Consider the following 18,134-nt stretch of genomic DNA (forward strand, 5'->3'; position numbering starts at 1 on the left):
CCGGAATCCGGGCGAACTAACTTTATTGCACCGCGTCACGCTTGTTTACGTTCGGGGGAGCGGTGGATCGATCAGATCCGCGCAGGCGAGACGCGAAGATCGGGTGGAGCACGCCGTTGGGGGACGGTGCCACCCGTGGAACCGGCGGCGCGAGCGGGCGACGCTTACGGGGGTGAGTGTCGCCCGCCGCCGCCGGGCGTACGGTACGAGCGCCCATCTCGACGGGGGTCGAGGTGGGCGCTCTGCCGTTGTCTCCCCGAGCCCTCAGCAGCCCTCAGCGAACGGATTCGACCGGTTTCGCCGCCGCTGCCCGCAGCGCGGCGACCCGCCGCTCCCGGCGCGGTCCGGCGAGCAGGTGCCCGGCGGCGGCGAGCAGGCCGAGCGCGCCCACCACCAGCCAGTGCCGCTCGCCCAGGTGTTCCAGGCTGAGCCCGCCGAGCGCCGGCGCCACGAACGACGCGGCCGGGAACGTCAGGTAGAACACCGACTGGTAACGGGCGCGCAGGTCGGGTGGCGCGAGGTCCGCGTTGATCTGCGCGTTCGGCGGCGCGGCGAGCATCTGCCCGACCGTCCAGACCACCGCCGCGCCGAGGTAGAGCGGCAGCCCGTCGGCCACTGTGAGCGCGCCGAACCCGAGCGCCATCAGGCCGGTGGAGACGGCCAGCACGCTCGACTTTCGGTACGGCTCGATGAGCCGGGGCACGAACAACTGCCCGGCCACGATGAGCGCCCCGCCGAGCGCCACCACCAGCCCGTACGCCGACGGGCGCAGGCCGTCCTCGCGCATCGCCAGCGGCATGATCGTGGAGGTCTGCATGGTCAGCACGGCCAGCAGGAACGTCAGCCCGACGAACACCAGGAACGTGCGGTCGGTCAGCGCGGTGTGCAGCCCGGGACGGCGTCCCACCACCGCCCGTGGCGTGAGCGCGGGCCGCCGGGTGAGCGTCTCCGGCACCTTCAGCGCGATCACCACCGCCGCGGCCAGCGTGGCTCCGGCGTCGACCAGGAACAGCGCGGTGAAGCTCGCCTCGGCGAGGATGCCGGCCAGCAGCGAGGCCACCGCCATGCCCAGGTTGAACGCCCAGAACTGCAGGTTGAACGCGCGGGAGCGGCGCGCCTCGGGTACCACGTCCACGATGGCGGCCACGAACGCCGGGCTGGGCATCGAGTGCGCCACTCCGACCAGCGTGGCGAGTGCGGCGATCACCGCCAGGTGCGTGCTGAACGCCAGCGCCGCCATCAGCCCGGCGGCGGCGAGGTGGGCGGCGAGCAGCGTGGCCCGCCGTCCCCACCGGTCGGCCAGTACGCCGCCGAGCAGCGTCCCGGCCGCGCCGCCGATCCCGTACGCGCCGACCACCAGCCCGGCCAGCGACGGCGGGGCACCCCGCGCGGCGGTCAGGTAGAGCGACAGGAACAGCAGCGCGAACGCGCCCGCCCGGTTGATCAGCAGACCGGACCAGAGGTACCAGAACGTGGCTGGTAGTCCGCCGGCTGTGTCGTCCCACCAGCGCCGCAGGCCGCGCACCCGTCCTCCAGGAAAGTTTCCTTACCGATTCCTTCCCGTACCGTATCCACCCGCCTTCGGGCGGCCGCGTCGGGGCGTACTCAGGAACCGGCCCGGACCGGCGCGGCGGGTGCGGTCGCAGCGGCCTCGGCCGACTCGGGCGCCGGGGAGGCGGTGACGGTGACCGGCGTGACGGGCGTGCCCACGGCGCGCAGCGCGACCGCGCGGCGCTCCCGGGCCGGGCCGGAGATCAGGTGGGCGACCGCCGCCACGACGCCGATGCCCGCGCAGCCGAGCCAGAGCGTGCTGTTGCCGGCGTTCTCCCGGACCAGGCCGCCCAGGATCGGCGCGGCGGCGCCGGCGAGCTGCCAGGACAGCGAGAAGACGCCCTGGTAGCGCCCGCGCAGCGCGGCCGGGGACAGCTCGGCGATCAGGGTGGCGTTGGACGGCGAGTTGAGCATCTCGCCGACGGTCCAGATCAGCACGGTCAGGCCGTAGAGCCAGACCGTGTCGGCGAACGCGGTGAGCCCGAACCCGGCGCCCATCACCAGCGCCGCGAGGGCCAGCACGTGCGAGCGGCTGCGGCCCTTGATGAGCCGGGGTACGAACAGCTGGCCGACCACGATGAGCACGCCGTTCAGTGCGATCACCGAGCCGTACGTGGCCGGGCTGAGCCCGGAGTCGCCCATCGCGATCGGCAGCATCGAGATGTGCTGGAGGAACACCAGCGCGGCGAGCAGGTTGAGCGCGACGAAGCCGAGGAACACCCGGTCGGCGAGGATGGTGCGCAGCGCCCCCGCCGGCGCCGGCATCCCCTTGACCGGGAGAGCGGTGACCGGGCCGCGGGTTTCGCCGACCTTGGCGAAGATGATCAGCGCGGTCACGAGTGTGGTGGTCGCGTTCACCAGGAACAGCAGCAGGTAGCTGCCCTGGGCGGCGAAGCCGGCGAGCACTGCGGCGCAGGCGAAGCCGAGGTTGATGGCCCAGTAGTTCAGCGAGAAGGCGCGCAGCCGGTCCTTGTCCGGCACGACGTCGACCATCATGGCGCCGAAGGCGGGGCGGGCCGCCTCGGCGAACGCGCCGAGCAGCAGCGCGCCGACTGCGACCGCCCAGAGCGGGCGGGCGAAGCCGAGCGCGATCATCATGCCCGCCGCGCCGACGTGCGCGGTGAGCAGCGTGGGCCGCCGTCCCCAGCGGTCGGTCAGGGTGCCGCCGATGGTGGTGCCGACCGCGCCGCCGGCGCCCCAGAGGCCGATCACCAGTCCGGCCTGGGAGGCGGAGAAGCCGCGTTCCTGGGTCAGGTAGATGGCCAGGAAGATCAGGACGAACGAGCCGAGCCGGTTGATCAGCGTGCCGGCCCAGAGGTACCAGAACGTCCGTGGCAGGCCACCGGCTGTGTCCTGGAACCAGCCCCGTACCGTCCGCATCCCGACGCCCCCCGCTTGGTAATGACCGACCTCTTTAAGACGCCTTACAACCTAGTGCCGGCCCGGAGCCGTGGTCATCAGGTTTTCCACGTGGTGGTCGTCACCACAGGTCGCCGCGTGTCCGCCCGCGCCGTACGGCAGGATGATCGGCATGACTGCGAGCGAGGGGCCCACCGTCGGGACGCTGGTCCTGCTGCGGCACGGCGAGAGCGACTGGAACGCCAAGAACCTCTTCACCGGCTGGGTCGACGTCGACCTGACCACCAAGGGGGAGACCGAGGCGCGGCGCGGCGGCGAGCTGCTGCGCGAGCACGACCTGCTGCCGGACGTGGTGCACACGAGCCTGATGCGCCGAGCCATCCGCACCGCCGAGCTGGCGCTGAACGCCGCCGACCGGCACTGGATCGCGGTACGCCGGTCGTGGCGGCTCAACGAACGCCACTACGGCGCCCTGCAGGGCAAGGACAAGAAGCAGACCCTCGACGAGTACGGCGAGGAGCAGTTCATGCTCTGGCGCCGCTCGTACGACACGCCGCCGCCGCCGATCGACGACGCGGACGAGTGGTCGCAGGTCGGCGACCCCCGGTACGCGCTGCTGCCGACCGAGCTGATGCCGCGCACCGAGTGCCTGAAGGACGTCGTCGACCGGATGCTGCCCTACTGGTACGACTCGATCGTGCCGGACATCCTGGCCGGCCGGACGGTGCTGGTGGCCGCGCACGGCAACTCGCTGCGCGCCCTGGTCAAGCACCTCGACCAGATCTCCGACGACGCGATCGCCAAGCTGAACATCCCCACCGGCATCCCGCTGCGCTACGACCTGGACGCCAACCTGCGGCCGCAGGTGCTCGGCGGGACGTACCTGGACCCGGACGCGGCGAAGGCTGCCGCCGCCGCGGTCGCCAACCAGGGCCGCTGAGCCTGGGTGTAAGGAAGGGCCCCTTTTTAACGTCTGCGGTAGAGGAAGGGCCCCTTATTAACACTGAGTGTTAATAAGGGGCCCTTCCTTGCACAGGGTCAGGCGGATGTGGAACCGGTGATCAGGTAGACGACGTGCTCGCCCGCGTTCACCGCGTGGTCGGCGAAACGCTCGTAGAAGCGACCCAGCAGCGTCGCGTCGATCGCCGTCTCCACCCCGTACGGCCAGTCGTCGCCGAGCAGCACGCCGAACAGGCTCTTGTGCAGGTCGTCCATCGCGTCGTCGTCGCTGTCCAGTTCGGCGGCCACGTCGGCGTCCGGCTTGGCCAGCACCGAGCCGATCTTCTCGGCCATCCGGTCGGCGATTCCGGCCATGTCGGTGAAGACCGGCCGCAACTCGGCCGGCACCGCCGGGGACGGGTGGCGGCGCAGCGCCGTCTTCGCCACGTGGTCGGCCAGGTCGCCCATCCGTTCCAGATCGGCTGCCACGTGCAACGCGGTGATCATCGCCCGCAGGTCGGAGGCGACAGGCGCCTGCCGGGCCAGCAGGTCACAGACCCGCTCCTCCACGTGCCGGTAGAGGTCGTCGATCTCGGCGTCCCGCGCGATCACCGTCTCGGCGGCCGTCCGGTCGGCGGTGAGCAGCGCCTTGGTGGCCTGCCGCATGGCCGCGCGTACCGCCTCGGCCATGTCCACCAGCAACTGGCTGACAATCTGCAGGTCGGCCCGGAACTCGTCGCGCATCGTCACTTCCTGGGGTCGGTGGCCGCCACCCCGAGGGGGTACGGCAGGAGCAGGTGCGCGCCCCACGCTAGGCCGAACGGTCGGCACCAGGGTGAACGCGGATGAACGACGCGGGGCACACAGGTGAACTTTGCCGAAAGCGAGAGTGGTTCGTCCCTTTGTGCCCGATACCCGGGTTAACAATGACCCTACGATCGCCGGGTGGAATGGGCGGTGGCCGTCGTGGTGGCCGGAGCACTGGTGACCGGACTGGTCGCCGGGGCGCTGCTGTCCGGACCCGTTGACGAATGGCGGCGCCGCCGGGCGTCGCGGGGCGGCGGGCTCCTCCGTCGTGACGCAGGGAGGACGACCATTCCGGACGACCAGCAGGGGGGCCTATCCGGGCTCGGCCGCAAGACGATCGACTCGCTGCGCGCAGGCGTGGTGGTGCTCGGCCCGGACGACGTTCCGGTGCTGGTGAACCCCGCCGCCCGGGCGATGGGACTGCTCCGTACCGGGGCGACGCCGGGGTCGATCGCGGCGCACCCGTTGATCCGTACCCTCGCCGGGCAGGTCCGCCGCACGGGCGTGCGGCGCGAGATAGAGCTGGACCTGCCCCGGGGCCGCGACAGCGGCGGGGACAACCCGCTCGGTGTGCACCTGCGGGCGATGGGACTGGGCTCCGGCTACATCTCGATCGAGGCGGTCGACGTCACCGAGTCGCACCGTCTCGCGCGGGTACGCCGGGACTTCGTCGCGAACGTCAGCCACGAGCTGAAGACGCCGATCGGTGCGCTGCAACTGCTCGCCGAGGCGCTCGTCGACGCCACCGAACCGGCCGCCGACGGCGCGCCCGACCTGTCCGAGGACCTGGTCGCCGCGCGGCGGTTCGCCGAGCGGATCCAGCACGAGTCGACCCGGCTCGGCCGCCTCGTGCAGGAGCTGCTGGAACTGACCCGCCTCCAGGGCGCCGAACCGCAGCCCGCGCCCGAGCCGGTCTCGGTGGACTGGGTGCTCGCCGAGGTCGTCGACCGGACCCGCACCGCGGCCACCGCGCGCCGGGTGGAGATCGCCGTGGGTGGGCAGCGGGGCCTGACCGTGTACGGGAGTGACAGCCAACTCGCCACCGCTGTGGCGAACCTGGTGGAGAACGCGATCAACTACTCCGGCGAGGACACCACGGTCCGGGTGACAGTCACCGGCACCGAGGAACACGTCGAGATCGCCGTGGCTGACCAGGGCATCGGCATCGCCCCGAACGAGGTCGACCGGATCTTCGAGCGCTTCTACCGGGCCGACCAGGCCCGCTCCCGGTCCACCGGTGGCACCGGCCTGGGCCTGGCCATCGTCAAACACATCGCCAGCAACCATGGCGGCCGGGTGGACGTGTCGAGCACCCTTGGTGGGGGGTCGACGTTCACTCTCCGGCTGCCCGCACGCCCCCCGGACGACCTGGAGGCGACACTCGCCTCCGCTGGGATCGAGGCCGGCCCGGCCGAGCTCCGGCAGGTCTGACCACAGGAAAGGAAACACCCGTTGAGCCGCGTACTGGTGGTCGAGGACGAGGAGTCGTTCTCCGACGCCCTGTCCTACATGCTCCGCAAGGAGGGGTTCGAGGTCTCCGTCGCCGCGACGGGCCCCGCCGCCCTCACCGAGTTCGACCGGACCGGCGCCGACATCGTGCTGCTCGACCTGATGCTGCCGGAGATGTCCGGTACCGAGGTCTGCCGGCAGCTCCGCCAGCGCTCGCACGTGCCGATCATCATGGTCACCGCGCGGGACAGCGAGATCGACAAGGTGGTCGGCCTGGAGATCGGCGCCGACGACTACGTGACCAAGCCGTACTCGCCGCGCGAACTGGTCGCCCGCATCCGGGCGGTGCTGCGCCGGCAGAGCGCCGAGTCGAACGAGACGGGCGCGCCGACGCTCGCCGCCGGCCCGGTCCGGATGGACATCGAACGGCACGTGGTGACGGTCGGCGGCGCTGGGGTGCAGCTCCCGCTCAAGGAGTTCGAGCTGCTGGAGCTGCTGCTGCGCAACGCCGGGCGGGTGCTCACCCGGGGTCAGTTGATCGACCGGGTCTGGGGTGCCGACTACGTGGGCGACACCAAGACGCTGGACGTGCACGTGAAGCGGCTGCGCTCCAAGATCGAGCCGGAGCCGTCCGCCCCGCGCTACATCGTCACGGTCCGGGGCCTGGGCTACAAGTTCGAGCCCTGATCCCCCCTCCCCTCGGCCGCCCTATCCCGCCACCCGTCGCCGATCTTGGAGTTGTGGCGCCACGACATGCCCGCTTTGGCGCGCTTCGCGAGGCACCACAACTCCAAGATCGCCGGGTCGGCGCGGGACGGTGGCCAGCTCCCGCCGATCCCCGGGCAGGACCTGCCCACCCCCCGGGGCCCCACCCGCCGATCTTGCACTTAGGTACCCGGCAAACCACGTGAATGGGACACCTGAAGGGCTCGAACTGCAAGATCGCGCAGGCGAGCCGCCCGGCGCTTCACCCCCGCCCCGAGCCGGCCTCGGGGGCGCGTCGATCATGAACTTGGCGGTGATCGGTGTCCGTTTTGTCGCCGCTAACCTCATGATCGACGGTGGGGCCGAGCGCGTGAACCTCGTGTCTTGTCGGGCGGCAGGGTGGCGGCTGCCGTGCGGGGCGCCCCCCGGGCGATCATCGCGCTGGGCTCGGCGCCTGATCCCGACTCCCGGTGGAGTGGTGCTGGCGGTGCTGGGGGTGCAGGTGGTGCTGATGGGAGGGCTCCGGGGGTGCGGCGAGGTGCGGGGCGCGGGAGTTTCGTGCCGGTTCGGGAGGGGTGTCCGGTTCGGGGGTGGTGGGTGGCACTCTGGGGGTGGAATCGCGGGCGGGTGGGTGGCGTTGTAACCGGGTGAACGACCGAGCGAGGCTCGCCCCGCGAGTGGGGTGGCATCTGCAAGGCCTTGGGAATCACCCCGGGGCGGCTGGTCGTTGAGTGAGGTTCCGGCGACGTGAGCCGCGGGGAATCATCCTGGCCGGCTGGTCGTTGGACACGGTTCCGACGACGTGAACCCGCGCCGCTTTCTGGTGGCGTGTTGAGCCTCCGGGAATGGTGGCGGGTGGCGGGTCGTTGAACAGTGTTCCGGCGCCGCGACGAGGCATCCCCCTGCCCTCGCGAGCAGCCGGATCCCCCCAGTCTTTTTGAGCGCCTGACGGTGCCCACGCATCCCCGTTCCCCCGCGGGGTGTGTCGACCCCCGAATGGAGCACTTCTGATGAACACGATTCTGCGTAAGAGCATTCTGGGTGTTGCTGGTCTGGCTTTCACCGGTGGCGTGTTCGCCGGTCCGGTGGCTGCGCACGCGGCGGACACCACCCACACCAAGCCGGTCAGTGTGAGCGTGCAGGGTGACAAGCTGATCCCGCACGGTGTGCAGGGTGAGCAGTCCCGTATCGACCTCAACGACGAGCAGACCGCCAACGTGAAGGCGATCATCGCGGCGACGAAGAAGGCCGGTATGGACGAGCGTGCCGCGGTCGTGTCGATCGCCACGGCGTTGCAGGAGTCGAAGCTGGAGAACCTCGGCCACCTCGGTGACCGTAACGACCACGACTCGCAGGGCCTGTTCCAGCAGCGCCCGTCCAGTGGTTGGGGCACGGTGGAGCAGATCACCGACCCCGAGTACTCCACGACGGCGTTCCTGAAGGGTCTGAAGCAGGTCGACGGCTGGCAGGACATGCCGCTGACCAAGGCCGCCCAGACCGTCCAGGTGTCGGCCTACCCGGACCACTACGCCCAGTGGGAGCAGCAGGCCGCCGACCTCGTCGCCCAGCACTGGAACAGCTAAGACCAACAAGTGAGACCAAGCTGAAGGCCGGCACCCCGAACCAACGGGGTGCCGGCCTTCAGTCGCTTGCGGGGTGCGGGGCGATCTGACCCTGGCGCTGCCGGGCGGCGCAGAGTTCGGCCAGCTTCGCGTACGCGGGCGCACCGATCAGCGCGGTCAGCTCCGGCCCGTACGAGACGTACATCGGCTCGGCGCCGACGTGCGCGTCGGTGGAGGACGTGCACCACCAGTCGAGGTCGTGCCCGCCGGCGCCCCAGCCGCGCCTGTCGAACTCGGCCAGCGTGGAGATCAGCACCTTGGTGTTGTCCGGCCGCTTGTGCCACTCCTGGTCGCGGCGTACCGGCAACTGCCAGCAGACGTCCGGCTTGTACTCCAGCGGGTGCACGCCGTCGCGCAGCGCCTGGGCGTGCAGCGCGCAGCCGCCCCCACCGGGGAAGTCGGCGTCGTTGAGGAACACGCAGGGGGCGTCGACGTCGCGGGTGGCGGTACGCCGGGCCGGCGTCTTGCCGTCGACGGTGTCGTTCTCGGTCCAGTTCTTGAACCCTCGCCGGAAGTGCTGCCACGTCTCCGGCGTCAGCCGCTTCACCGCTGCCCGGACCCGCTTCTCGTCGTCGGAGTCGGTGAAGAACGCGCCGTGCGAGCAGCACCCGTCGGCGGCGCGCCCGGCGATGATGCCGTGGCAGCCCTGACCGAAGATGCACGTCCAGCGGGACAGCAACCAGGTCAGGTCGGCGCGGACGACGTGCTTCGCGTCGGCCGGGTCGACGAACTCGATCCACTCCCGTGGGAAGTCCAGCCCGACCTCGCGGCTGCGCGGGTCCTCGGGGTCGTCCACCAGCACGTGAAGCTCGATCTGCCCTGTCACTCGGACCAGCGTACGCGCGGTGACCCCGCCCGGCCGCCGAGCCGACGAAACGTGTTGGCCCTAGGGTCTTCCCCATGCGACTGGGTGTCCTCGACGTCGGTTCCAACACGGTGCACCTGCTGGTGGTCGACGCCCACCACGGCGCGCATCCCTGGCCGGCGCACTCGGAGAAGGTGGTGCTGCGGCTGGCCGAGCAGATCGGGCCGGACGGCGCGCTCACCGGCGGCGGCGCGGACGGCCTGGTCAAGGCGGTCGGCATGGCCCGGGCGGCGGCTGACGGGCTGGGCGCCGAGGATCTGCTGGCGTTCGCGACGAGTGCGGTCCGCGACGCCACGAACGCCGCCGACGTGCTGGCGCGCGTCCGCGACGAGACGGGCGTACGCCTGGAGGTGCTCTCCGGCGCGGACGAGGCGCGGATGACGTTCCTGGCGGTGCGGCGGTGGTTCGGCTGGTCCGCAGGGCGGCTGCTGGCGATGGACATCGGCGGCGGCTCGCTGGAACTGGCCGCCGGCATCGACGAGCACCCGGACGTGGCGATCTCGCTGCCGCTCGGCGCGGGACGGCTCAGCCGGGAGCGGCTCGCCGTCGATCCGGCGGGCACGGCGCCGCCGTCGGCCGAGGCCGTGGAGGAACTGCGGGCGTACGTGAACGCGCAGCTCGACCCGGTGGTGGAGCAGTTGACAGCGGTGGGCTGGGAGCGTCCGGTGGCCACCTCGAAGACGTTCCGCACGCTGGCCCGGCTGGCCGGCGCCGCGCCTTCGGGTGCGGGTCTGTGGGCGCGCCGCAGCCTGACCCGTACCGGCCTGCGGCAGGTGCTGGGCTTCATCAGGCACATCCCGCCGGCCCAGTTGCCCGAGCTGGAGGGGGTGAGCGCGCAGCGGGCCCACCAGCTCCTCGCGGGCGCGGTGGTGGCGGAGGCGGTGATGCGGCGCCTCGACGTGGACTGCGTGGACATCTGCCCGTGGGCGCTGCGGGAGGGCGTCATCCTTCGCCGGCTGGATCAGCTCGCGCCGATGTGACAGTACGAGCGCTCTGGGTTGCTTTGCGGTTGCTCGTCCCGATGCTCGCTGGCGGTTGGAGCTACCCTCGGAGGTGTGACTTACCGCGTTCCGGTGCTCCTGTCCACGTCCTCGGTCTTTCCCGAACGGACCGCGGCGGCGTTCCAGCTCGCCGCCGAGCTCGGCTACGACGGCATCGAGGTGATGGTCTGGACCGACCCGGTCAGCCAGGACGCGGGCGCGCTGCGCGGCCTCGCCGAGCACTACGGCGTCCCGGTGCTGTCGGTCCACGCCCCGTGCCTGCTCGTCACCCAGCGGGTGTGGAGCCCCGACCCGTGGGAGCGGCTGCGCAAGGCCGCCGAGCTGGCCGAGACGCTGGAGGCGCCCACTGTCGTGGTGCATCCGCCGTTCACCTGGCAGCGTGACTACGCGCGCACCTTCGCCGACGGGCTCGACACGATCGCCGGGCAGTTCGGCGGCCTGCACTTCGGGGTGGAGAACATGTATCCGGTGCGGATGGCCGGGCGGCAGTTCGTCCCGTACGCGCCGGGCTGGGATCCGACCGAGATCGGGTACGCCTCCTACACGCTGGACCTGTCGCACTGCGCGGCCTCGCACACCGACGCGATGGCGATGGCCGACCGGATGGGTTCCGGGCTGGCGCACGTGCACCTGGGCGACGGCACCGGCGAGGGGCGCGACGAGCACCTGGTGCCCGGTCGCGGCGGTCAGCCCTGCGCGGAGATGCTCCGCTCGCTCGCCGGGCGGGGGTTCACCGGCTCGGTGGCGGTGGAGGTGACCACCCGGGGCGCGAAGAGCCGCGCGGTCCGCGAGGCGGACCTGCGGGAGTCGCTGGAGTTCGCCCGGGCCAACCTGACCGCGCCGTCGCCGGTCGACGTCTGACCGGCACGCGCCGCCCCGGCCGCCGTTCGAGCAAGGGCGGCCGGAGCGCTGCGGAGGTCAGCTCACCGGGGACAGCGGCTGCGCCGGGACGGCCTGCTCGCCGACCGCGGCCCGCTTGCGGGCCCGGTGCGCTGCCACGTGGGAGCGGGTGGCGCAGCGCTCGGAGCAGAACCGCCGGCAGCAGTTGGACGAGGTGTCCAGGTAGACGTTGCCGCAGCGGTCGTCGGCGCAGACCCCGAAGCGGGCGCTGCCGTACTCGCACAGCCACACCGACAGGCCCCAGACCGCGCCGGCCAGGTATTCGGAGGAGACCGACGCGCCCCGGCTGGTCACGTGCATGTGCCAGTCGGAGGAGTCGTGCCCGGAGATGCGCGGCTGCACCGGGAACGCCTCCAGCATCGCGTTCAGTTCGGAGACCGCGTCGGCGTCCCGGCCCGAGGTGCCGTACTCGAAGACATCCCGGAGGCGCTTCTGCGCCCGCCGGAAGATCGCCAGGTCCCGTTCCGCGACCTCGTCGCGCATCCAGCCCTGCTCGTCCGAGAAGACGGCCCGCAGGCCGTCCAGGTCGTCCAGCCGGGCGTTGACGAGCTCGACCCCGGTCCGGGCGTACGCGTCGAAGTTCACGACACCAACGGTAGACGACTCAGAGCACACGCGGTGCGTCGATGTAGTGGGGCAGGAACCGCGCGTAACCGTCAGTGATGAGGCTCTCGCTCTCACGGACCCCGGCACCGGCCGACTCGCCGTCCACGATCCAGCTCCCGAGCACCGTCCGGTTGCCCTCGAACTCGGGCAACGCGCGGAACTCCTGGAAGCAGAAGCCCTCGTCGCCGTAGATCCCCGGGTTGGTGATCTCCGTGTCGCCGGTCACGATGCGTACCGAGCCGCCCTCCCGACCGAGCAGCGGCTTGGCCACGTACTCGGTCATGCCGCGCGGCGAGTCCAGGTACGCGGGCAGCAGGTAGTCGTGCCCCGGGTACATCTCCCAGAGCACCGCCAGCAGCGCCTTGTTCGACAGCAGCAGCTTCCAGGCCGGCTCGATCCAGGTGGTGGGCGTGCCCGGGTCGAGCGCGGGCCGCCCGTACGGCTCGGCCAGCATCCACTCCCAGGGGTAGAGCTTGAAGCAGGTGGTGATCGGCCGGTCGTCGGCGTCGACGAAACGTCGCCCGTCCCAGCCGACCCGCTGGATCGGCATGAGCGTCACGTCCAGCCCGGCCTGGCGGGCCGTCTCGGCCAGGTAACCGGCGGTGATCTGGTCCTCGCCCGACTCCTCCTCGGAGGACCAGAGCACGTGTGCCCTCGGCTCGTGCAGGCCGGCGCCGATCTTGGCCCACGCGCCGACCAGCCGTTCGTGCAGGCTGTTCCACTGGTCCGCGTCCGGGCGGGTGTGCTCCAGCCAGTACCACTGCACGATGCTCGCCTCGACCAGCGCGGTCGGGGTGTCGGCGTTGTACTCCAGCATCTTCGGCGGTCCGCTGCCGTCGTACCAGAGGTCGAACCGGCCGTAGAGCGTCGGCGGGGACTCCCGCAGCGAGCGGGCGACCGCCTCGGCGGCCCACTCGGGGATGCCGAACTCGGCGTACCGGCGGCGGGCCACCACGTGCTCGGCGGCGGCCACCGACATCCGGTGCAGCTCCTCCGTGGCCTCCTCCAGCCGGAGCACCTCGTCGAGCGTGAAGGAGTACGCCGCAGTCTCGTCCCAGTACGACATGATCTCGCCGTCGGGCAGCTCGGTGTCCACGTACACCAGGCCCTGGGCCCGGATGGTCTCGTCCCAGCCGGGGCGCGGCGTGCTCGCCTCGCGGCGCACGTCAGCCGCCGCAGGAGGCGAGGTGGGTGCCGAAGCCGCCGCGCTCGGGCAGCGCGGCGGTCGGGGCCGGTTCGCCGCGCGCGGCGGTGGCCGGCGCGGGCACGAGCAGGGCGACCGCGACGGTGTCGCCGCCTCCGCCGGCCGGCCCGAGCGCGCAGTCGTCATCGTCGTCGTCGTAACCGTTGTTGCAGCCGGAGAGCGCGAGGGCCAGCGCGGTCAGCGCGCCGAGCTGCACGGAGGCCGAGCGGAGCCGGCGCCGGGGGTGTCGTCGATCCACGTGAACGTTGTAGCCGATCCCCGCCAGCCGGGGGTGCCCGGGCCGGTCGGAGGGCGGGAGGGAACGGGCCTCGGACGCACCCGGCGAGGGCCCGGTGGTGAGCGTTACGCTCGGCTCATGCTCCGTTCCGTCATCCTCGCCGCCTCCCGGTCTACCCAGGTGGAGCGGCTCGTCGCGACGGCCCCGTTCACCCGGGACGTCGTCCGCCGGTTCGTCGCCGGCGCCGCCACCGACGACGCGCTGCGCGCAACCCGCGAGCTGGTCGCCGACGGCCAAGCGGTCACCCTCGACTACCTGGGCGAGGACACCACCACCCCGGAACAGGCGAACGCCACCCGGGACGAGTACCTCACGCTGCTGAGCCGCCTCGCCGCCGCCGGGCTCACCCCGGCCGCCGAGGTCAGCGTGAAGCTGTCCGCGCTGGGCCAGATGTTCGACGAGCAGCTCGCGTACGACAACGCGCGGGCGATCTGCGCGGCGGCCGACGCGGCGGGCACCACCGTCACGCTCGACATGGAGGACCACACCACCACCGACTCGACGCTGGACATCCTGGCGAAGCTCCGCAAGGACCACCCGGGGACGGGTGCGGTGCTCCAGGCGTACCTGCGGCGGACCGAGTCGGACTGCCGGGAGCTGGCCTCGGCCGGGTCGCGGGTGCGGCTGTGCAAGGGCGCGTACAAGGAGCCGGAGTCGGTGGCGTACCAGTCCGCCCGCGAGGTGGACAAGTCGTACGTGCGCTGCATGAACGTGCTGATGTCCGGCGACGGCTACCCGATGCTCGCCACGCACGACCCGCGGCTGATCGCGATCGGCGAGGACCGGGCGCGGTGGTTCGACCGCGACCCGGGCCGGTTCGAGTTCCAGATGCTCTACGGCATCCGCCCGGAGGAGCAGCAGCGCCTGGTCGGCGAGGGCTACACGGTGCGGACGTACGTCCCCTACGGCGACCAGTGGTACGGCTACCTGATGCGCCGGCTCGCGGAGCGCCCGGCCAACCTGGCGTTCTTCGGCCGCGCGGTGCTGTCGAAGAAGTGAGTCAGTCGTTCGACCAGGCCCGGGTGCACAGCACGAGGCGGTAGCCGTCCGGGTCGGCGAACGTGACGCCCCACCTGTCCCAGTACGGGCCGGCGGAGACCCTGGTCCCGCCGGCCCGTTCCAGTCTCGGGACCAGCTCGTCGTCGGCCGGGCCGTCGAGATAGAGCACTAACAGGTCCTCCCCGGTGGGACGCGGCTCGACCGCGAGCGTCGCGCCACCGACCAGCTCCAGGTGCCAGCCGGCCCCGGGCAGGCCGAGCATCACCAGGTCGTGCTCGTCCGCGTGGCCGCCCTCGCTCCGGTAGAGCACGTCCAGGCCCAGCCCCTGCGTCCAGAACCGTTCGGCGGCGGCGAGGTCGCGGCTCGGGCGGGCGTGGCGTACGTGGGTGTCGGCGGTGATCGGCATGCCCGGGATCGTGCGACCTCATCCCGGGTTGAGGTCAAGCTTGACGGTGGTTGGCTAATGCTATTAGCTTTACGGCTATGACGGTTAGCCAAGTGGCGCGGGACGGCGGCACGATCGCGTACGAGGTGCACGGGTCGGGACCGCTCGTGGTCCTCTCGCACGGCATGGGGGAGAACCGGGCGGCCTTCCGCCACCTGACGCCCCGGCTGGTCGCGGCCGGTTACCGGGTCGCCTCGGTCGACGTACGCGGGCACGGCGACTCCAGCGCGCACTGGCCCACGTACGCCCCCGAGCAGGTCGGCGGCGACCTGCTCGCCGTGGTGCGGGCGCTCGGCGGCGAGCCCGCCACCCTGGTCGGCAGCTCCTCCAGCGCCGCCGCCGTGGTCTTCGCCGCCGCCGAGGCACCGGACCTGGTGAGCGGCATCGTGCAGGTCAGCCCGTTCGTCGGCACGCCGAAGCCGAACCCGCTGATGCGTGTGGCGCAGGCGGCAGTGCTGCGCAGCCCTCGGCTGTTCGGGCTGTTCCACCGCACGCTGTTCCCCTGCGGGCGGCCGGCCGACGACGCCGCGTACCGCAAGGAGCTGGTCGCCAAGCTGCGCGGCCGGATGGCCGCGGTGCGCGGCGTGATCGCACCGGCCGACCCGCACTGGACCGCCCGCGCGCCCGAGGTACGCCGGCCGGTGCTGGTTCTGATGGGTACGAAGGACCCGGACTTCCCCGACCCGGGCGCTGAGGCGCGGGCCGCGCGCCGGCTGTTCGCCGTGGCCGAGGCCCGGATGGTCGCCGAGTCCGGGCACTACCCGCACGCCGACCAGCCCGACGCCACCGCCGCCGACCTGGTCGAGTTCCTGGCGGTGACCGCACGTGCCTAGGGCCGGTCTGACCCCGGCGACTGTCGTGCGGGAGGCCGCCGCGCTCGCCGACGAGGTCGGCTACGAGAAGCTGACCCTGGCCGCGCTCGCCGCCCGGCTCGGCGTCGCGCTGCCGAGCCTCTACAAGCACGTCCGGGGCGCGGACGCGCTGCACCAGAAGCTCGCGGTGCTCGCCACCGCCGAGATCGCCGACGTGCTCACGGCCGCCGCCGCGGGTCGCTCCGGCGGCGACGCGTTGCGCGCCGTCGCCGCCGCCTACCGGGAGTACGCGCGGCAGCACCCCGGCCGCTACCCGGCCGCCCAGCGGGCGCCCGACCCGGCCGACCCCGAACACCTCGCCGCCGGGCAGCGCGCGGTCGGCGCGGTCCGCGCCATCCTGCTCGGGTACGGCCTCGACGGCGACGCCGCCACCGACGCCATCCGGATGTTCCGGGCCGCCGTGCACGGCTTCGTCGCCCTGGAGGCGGCGGGCGGATTCGGGCTGCCCCGCGACACCGACCGTTCCTTCGACGAGATGATCGCCGGCCTGGACCGCGCCTACCTCTCCTGGGAGAACCGATGAAGGCCCTGCTGCTCGGCGTGATCTTCCTGCTGGAACTGGCCCTTCTGGGCTCGGCCGGATACTGGGGCTTCACGCTCGGCACCGGCTGGCCGGTACGCCTGCTGGCCGGGCTCGGCACGCCGCTGGTGATCGCCGTGGTGTGGGGTCTGTTCTGCTCGCCGCGTGCAGCCGTTACGCTGCCCGACCCTGCCAAGCTCGCCGTCCAGGCCGCCTGCTTCCTGACCGGCGGCGTCCTGCTGACCCTGGCCGGCCACACGGTGCCGGCGGTCGCCCTGGTGGCCCTCTGGGCAGCCGACAAGACGGCCTTGACGCTGACCGGCACCCCGATCTGAGAGATCTTGGTACGAAACGGCCCCATCAGGGCGCTTTCGTACCAAGATCTCTCGGCGGGGCGGAACAGCGGCGGGACTCTTTCCCGGAACGCCCGATTGGTCGTACCCTTCGCCGGTGACCGACGGCGACGAGCAGCCTCCCGGCCGGACGACGGACGGCGACGAGCCTCGCCCCACCGTCGACGCCGACCGCGCCGCCGACGCGAGCGCCGCCAACGTCAGCGCCGCCGCCAACGCCAGCGCTGACGACACGCGCGCTGACGACGCCCGCGTCGAAAACGCCGCCACCTCCGCCGGCGTGGACGCCGCCGTCGACACCATCGCACCGGCACCGGCACCGGATGCGGCGTCATTGCCGCACCCCGCCGCTGGTCCGGCGTCGTACCCCGTACCCCTGGCGCAGCCGGACCCGACGCGGACGGTGCGGCAACGACGGCGGTGGCCGCTCTGGACCGCGCTCGGGCTGGCGCTCGGCCTGGTGGCGGGCGCCGTGCCCGGCGTGCTCCTGCGGGAGTCGGCGCCTGATGCGGCCGGGCGGTCGGCCGCGAACGCCGACCCGGGCACGGCGGCGCAGCGGCGGCTCGGCGAGCGGATGCTCGCGCTGCTGGACCGGCAGGCCGCCGCCCTCGTCGGCGCGGACCGGGCCGGCTTCCTCGCGGTCGCCGAGCCGGCGGCCCGGCCGGCGCTGAGCCGCCGGTACGCGGCGCTGCGGGCGCTGCGGGTCACCGCCTGGCGGCCGGCTGCGGACGGTGTGCCGGAGGCTGTCGAGGGGCGGCCGGGGGAGTGGCGGCAGACGGTGACAGTGGGCTACTGCTTCGTGGTGCCGGAATGTGAGCCGAGCACTGTGGAGCTGGGTGCGCGCTGGCGGCTGGCCGGGGAGGAACCCCGGCTGACCGCGCTGGAACCGTCCGAGGCGGACCTGGCCGGTGTACGGCCGTGGCAGATGAACGACCTGGCCGTGACGGTCGGCAAGCGGGTCGTGGTGGCCACCACGCCGGCCCAGCGGCGCAAGTTGCCCGGCCTGCTCGCCCAGGCCGAGACCGCCGCCCGGGCCGCGGACCGGTACGCGATCGGCGGCCGGCCGCCGGACCGGTACCTCGTCTACTACGCCGGGAAGGGCGAGTGGCAGCGCTGGTACGGAGGCGGGCGGCCGAAGTGGACAGCCGGTTACGCGGTGGGCGTCGGCGGTGGACGCCACGACGTGGTGCTCAACGCCCAGATCGTCACCCCGGCCGGCCTCGACGACCTGCTCCGGCACGAGCTGACCCACGCCGCCTCGCTGCCCGACCGGGGCTACGCCGACCGCGCGGACTGGTGGCTGGTGGAGGGGCTGGCCGAGTACGCCGGTGCCGACGGCCAGCCCGTACACCGCTACGACGGCCTGACCGAGGTGCGGGACCTGCTGCGCGGCGGCTGGTCCGGGCGGCTGGAGGCGGTGGCGCCCGCCGACGACGCGAGCGACGACCGGGTCGGCGGCGCGTACGGCGTCGGCTACCTGGCCGTACGCCATCTGGTCGACAGGTACGGCGAGCAGCGGATGCTGGACTTCTACCGGGCCGTGGTGCACCAGGGACGGACCCCGGAGCAGGCCGCCGACGAGGTGTTCGGCGACCCGTGGTCGATGCTGCACGACGACTGCGTGGCCTACGTGCGGGCCGTCATCGGCTGAACGTCGACG

Annotated in this window: 19 protein-coding genes; 11 read left to right on the forward strand and 8 right to left on the reverse strand. The window is 72.4% G+C overall.

Translation table 11 applies throughout. From position 1 onward, the window contains the following. Window positions 1–274: 274 nt before the first annotated feature. Together BFV98_RS21930 and BFV98_RS21935 are read right to left on the reverse strand one after the other, a co-directional pair. Window positions 275–1,525 (reverse strand): MFS transporter, encoded by a 1,251-nt coding sequence (locus BFV98_RS21930; protein WP_013288780.1) that lies wholly within the window; start codon window positions 1,523–1,525, stop codon window positions 275–277. Between the two features lie 80 nt (window positions 1,526–1,605). Further along, window positions 1,606–2,931: an MFS transporter gene (locus tag BFV98_RS21935; protein ID WP_071097640.1), complete on the reverse strand. Its 1,326-nt coding sequence runs from the start codon at window positions 2,929–2,931 to the stop codon at window positions 1,606–1,608. A 151-nt stretch (window positions 2,932–3,082) separates the two neighbouring features. Between BFV98_RS21935 and BFV98_RS21940 the strand changes: the two genes are divergently transcribed. After that, window positions 3,083–3,850 carry a phosphoglyceromutase gene (locus BFV98_RS21940; RefSeq protein ID WP_071097642.1) on the forward strand — a complete coding sequence of 256 codons (768 nt, stop codon included), beginning with the start codon at window positions 3,083–3,085 and terminating at the stop codon, window positions 3,848–3,850. A 98-nt stretch (window positions 3,851–3,948) separates the two neighbouring features. Here the strand turns inward: BFV98_RS21940 and phoU are convergent, their stop codons facing one another. Continuing rightward, window positions 3,949–4,593: a phosphate signaling complex protein PhoU gene (gene phoU / locus BFV98_RS21945; RefSeq protein ID WP_013288777.1), complete on the reverse strand. Its 645-nt coding sequence runs from the start codon at window positions 4,591–4,593 to the stop codon at window positions 3,949–3,951. Between the two features lie 201 nt (window positions 4,594–4,794). Here phoU and BFV98_RS21950 point away from each other — a divergent pair, with 201 nt between their 5' ends. The 3 genes from BFV98_RS21950 (at window position 4,795) to BFV98_RS21960 (ending at window position 8,393) form a co-directional block, all read left to right on the forward strand. Continuing rightward, on the forward strand, window positions 4,795–6,087 hold the full coding sequence (locus tag BFV98_RS21950) for a cell wall metabolism sensor histidine kinase WalK (protein ID WP_244879688.1): 1,293 nt from the start codon (window positions 4,795–4,797) through the stop codon (window positions 6,085–6,087). Window positions 6,088–6,108: 21 nt separating this feature from the next. After that, window positions 6,109–6,792 carry a response regulator transcription factor gene (locus tag BFV98_RS21955; protein WP_030272198.1) on the forward strand — a complete coding sequence of 228 codons (684 nt, stop codon included), beginning with the start codon at window positions 6,109–6,111 and terminating at the stop codon, window positions 6,790–6,792. A 1,028-nt stretch (window positions 6,793–7,820) separates the two neighbouring features. Then, window positions 7,821–8,393 (forward strand): hypothetical protein, encoded by a 573-nt coding sequence (locus tag BFV98_RS21960; RefSeq protein WP_071097644.1) that lies wholly within the window; start codon window positions 7,821–7,823, stop codon window positions 8,391–8,393. 58 nt (window positions 8,394–8,451) lie between these two features. On the opposite strand, the gene BFV98_RS21965 is transcribed toward BFV98_RS21960, so the two are convergent. Continuing rightward, a complete protein-coding gene (locus BFV98_RS21965) occupies window positions 8,452–9,258 on the reverse strand; it encodes a hypothetical protein (protein ID WP_041799125.1) in 807 nt (268 codons plus the stop codon). 74 nt (window positions 9,259–9,332) lie between these two features. Between BFV98_RS21965 and BFV98_RS21970 the strand changes: the two genes are divergently transcribed. Both BFV98_RS21970 and BFV98_RS21975 read left to right on the forward strand, forming a co-directional pair. Beyond that, window positions 9,333–10,277 (forward strand): Ppx/GppA phosphatase family protein, encoded by a 945-nt coding sequence (locus BFV98_RS21970; protein ID WP_013288772.1) that lies wholly within the window; start codon window positions 9,333–9,335, stop codon window positions 10,275–10,277. Window positions 10,278–10,352: 75 nt separating this feature from the next. Next, the gene (locus BFV98_RS21975; RefSeq protein ID WP_013288771.1) at window positions 10,353–11,159 is read left to right on the forward strand and encodes a sugar phosphate isomerase/epimerase; all 807 of its coding nucleotides are present in this window, start codon (window positions 10,353–10,355) and stop codon (window positions 11,157–11,159) included. Window positions 11,160–11,216: 57 nt separating this feature from the next. On the opposite strand, the gene BFV98_RS21980 is transcribed toward BFV98_RS21975, so the two are convergent. Genes BFV98_RS21980 through BFV98_RS21990 form a run of 3 tightly spaced genes read right to left on the reverse strand, consistent with a single transcriptional unit; the run spans window position 11,217 to window position 13,246 of the window. Continuing rightward, complete coding sequence (locus BFV98_RS21980) at window positions 11,217–11,783, reverse strand: CGNR zinc finger domain-containing protein (protein WP_013288770.1); 567 nt, start codon at window positions 11,781–11,783, stop codon at window positions 11,217–11,219. A 19-nt stretch (window positions 11,784–11,802) separates the two neighbouring features. After that, window positions 11,803–12,969, reverse strand: a complete 1,167-nt coding sequence (locus BFV98_RS21985) for a glutathionylspermidine synthase family protein (protein ID WP_013288769.1) — start codon at window positions 12,967–12,969, stop codon at window positions 11,803–11,805. 1 nt (window position 12,970) lies between these two features. After that, window positions 12,971–13,246, reverse strand: a complete 276-nt coding sequence (locus BFV98_RS21990) for a hypothetical protein (protein WP_225319763.1) — start codon at window positions 13,244–13,246, stop codon at window positions 12,971–12,973. Between the two features lie 117 nt (window positions 13,247–13,363). Here BFV98_RS21990 and BFV98_RS21995 point away from each other — a divergent pair, with 117 nt between their 5' ends. Then, window positions 13,364–14,284, forward strand: a complete 921-nt coding sequence (locus tag BFV98_RS21995; RefSeq protein WP_013288767.1) for a proline dehydrogenase family protein — start codon at window positions 13,364–13,366, stop codon at window positions 14,282–14,284. A 1-nt stretch (window position 14,285) separates the two neighbouring features. On the opposite strand, the gene BFV98_RS22000 is transcribed toward BFV98_RS21995, so the two are convergent. Continuing rightward, window positions 14,286–14,690: a VOC family protein gene (locus tag BFV98_RS22000; protein WP_071097646.1), complete on the reverse strand. Its 405-nt coding sequence runs from the start codon at window positions 14,688–14,690 to the stop codon at window positions 14,286–14,288. 77 nt (window positions 14,691–14,767) lie between these two features. Between BFV98_RS22000 and BFV98_RS22005 the strand changes: the two genes are divergently transcribed. The 4 genes from BFV98_RS22005 to BFV98_RS22020 all read left to right on the forward strand — a co-directional run bounded on the left by BFV98_RS22005 (window position 14,768) and on the right by BFV98_RS22020 (window position 18,125). Further along, window positions 14,768–15,562, forward strand: coding sequence for an alpha/beta fold hydrolase (locus BFV98_RS22005; protein WP_071097647.1), 795 nt, complete (start codon window positions 14,768–14,770; stop codon window positions 15,560–15,562). Beyond that, a complete protein-coding gene (locus tag BFV98_RS22010; RefSeq protein ID WP_013288765.1) occupies window positions 15,555–16,124 on the forward strand; it encodes a TetR/AcrR family transcriptional regulator in 570 nt (189 codons plus the stop codon). Before BFV98_RS22005 ends, BFV98_RS22010 begins: the two co-directional genes overlap by 8 nt. Beyond that, the gene (locus BFV98_RS22015) at window positions 16,121–16,456 is read left to right on the forward strand and encodes a YrdB family protein (protein WP_013288764.1); all 336 of its coding nucleotides are present in this window, start codon (window positions 16,121–16,123) and stop codon (window positions 16,454–16,456) included. Before BFV98_RS22010 ends, BFV98_RS22015 begins: the two co-directional genes overlap by 4 nt. 115 nt (window positions 16,457–16,571) lie before the next feature. After that, complete coding sequence (locus BFV98_RS22020) at window positions 16,572–18,125, forward strand: hypothetical protein (RefSeq protein ID WP_071097649.1); 1,554 nt, start codon at window positions 16,572–16,574, stop codon at window positions 18,123–18,125. The last annotated feature ends 9 nt before the right edge of the window (window positions 18,126–18,134 follow it).

Source organism: Micromonospora sp. WMMB235 (assembly GCF_001855515.1).
Classification (GTDB): Bacteria; Actinomycetota; Actinomycetes; order Mycobacteriales; family Micromonosporaceae; genus Micromonospora; species Micromonospora aurantiaca.

What these genes read in the sequence shown, in the direction of transcription:
- BFV98_RS21935 (WP_071097640.1), bottom strand. Translation starts at nt 2,931, where the DNA reads ATGCGGACGGTACGGGGCTGGTTCCAGGACACAGCCGGTGGCCTGCCA.
- BFV98_RS21940 (WP_071097642.1), top strand. Translation starts at nt 3,083, where the DNA reads ATGACTGCGAGCGAGGGGCCCACCGTCGGGACGCTGGTCCTGCTGCGG.
- phoU (WP_013288777.1), bottom strand. Translation starts at nt 4,593, where the DNA reads ATGCGCGACGAGTTCCGGGCCGACCTGCAGATTGTCAGCCAGTTGCTG.
- BFV98_RS21960 (WP_071097644.1), top strand. Translation starts at nt 7,821, where the DNA reads ATGAACACGATTCTGCGTAAGAGCATTCTGGGTGTTGCTGGTCTGGCT.
- BFV98_RS21970 (WP_013288772.1), top strand. Translation starts at nt 9,333, where the DNA reads ATGCGACTGGGTGTCCTCGACGTCGGTTCCAACACGGTGCACCTGCTG.
- BFV98_RS21995 (WP_013288767.1), top strand. Translation starts at nt 13,364, where the DNA reads ATGCTCCGTTCCGTCATCCTCGCCGCCTCCCGGTCTACCCAGGTGGAG.
- BFV98_RS22000 (WP_071097646.1), bottom strand. Translation starts at nt 14,690, where the DNA reads ATGCCGATCACCGCCGACACCCACGTACGCCACGCCCGCCCGAGCCGC.
- BFV98_RS22005 (WP_071097647.1), top strand. Translation starts at nt 14,768, where the DNA reads ATGACGGTTAGCCAAGTGGCGCGGGACGGCGGCACGATCGCGTACGAG.
- BFV98_RS22015 (WP_013288764.1), top strand. Translation starts at nt 16,121, where the DNA reads ATGAAGGCCCTGCTGCTCGGCGTGATCTTCCTGCTGGAACTGGCCCTT.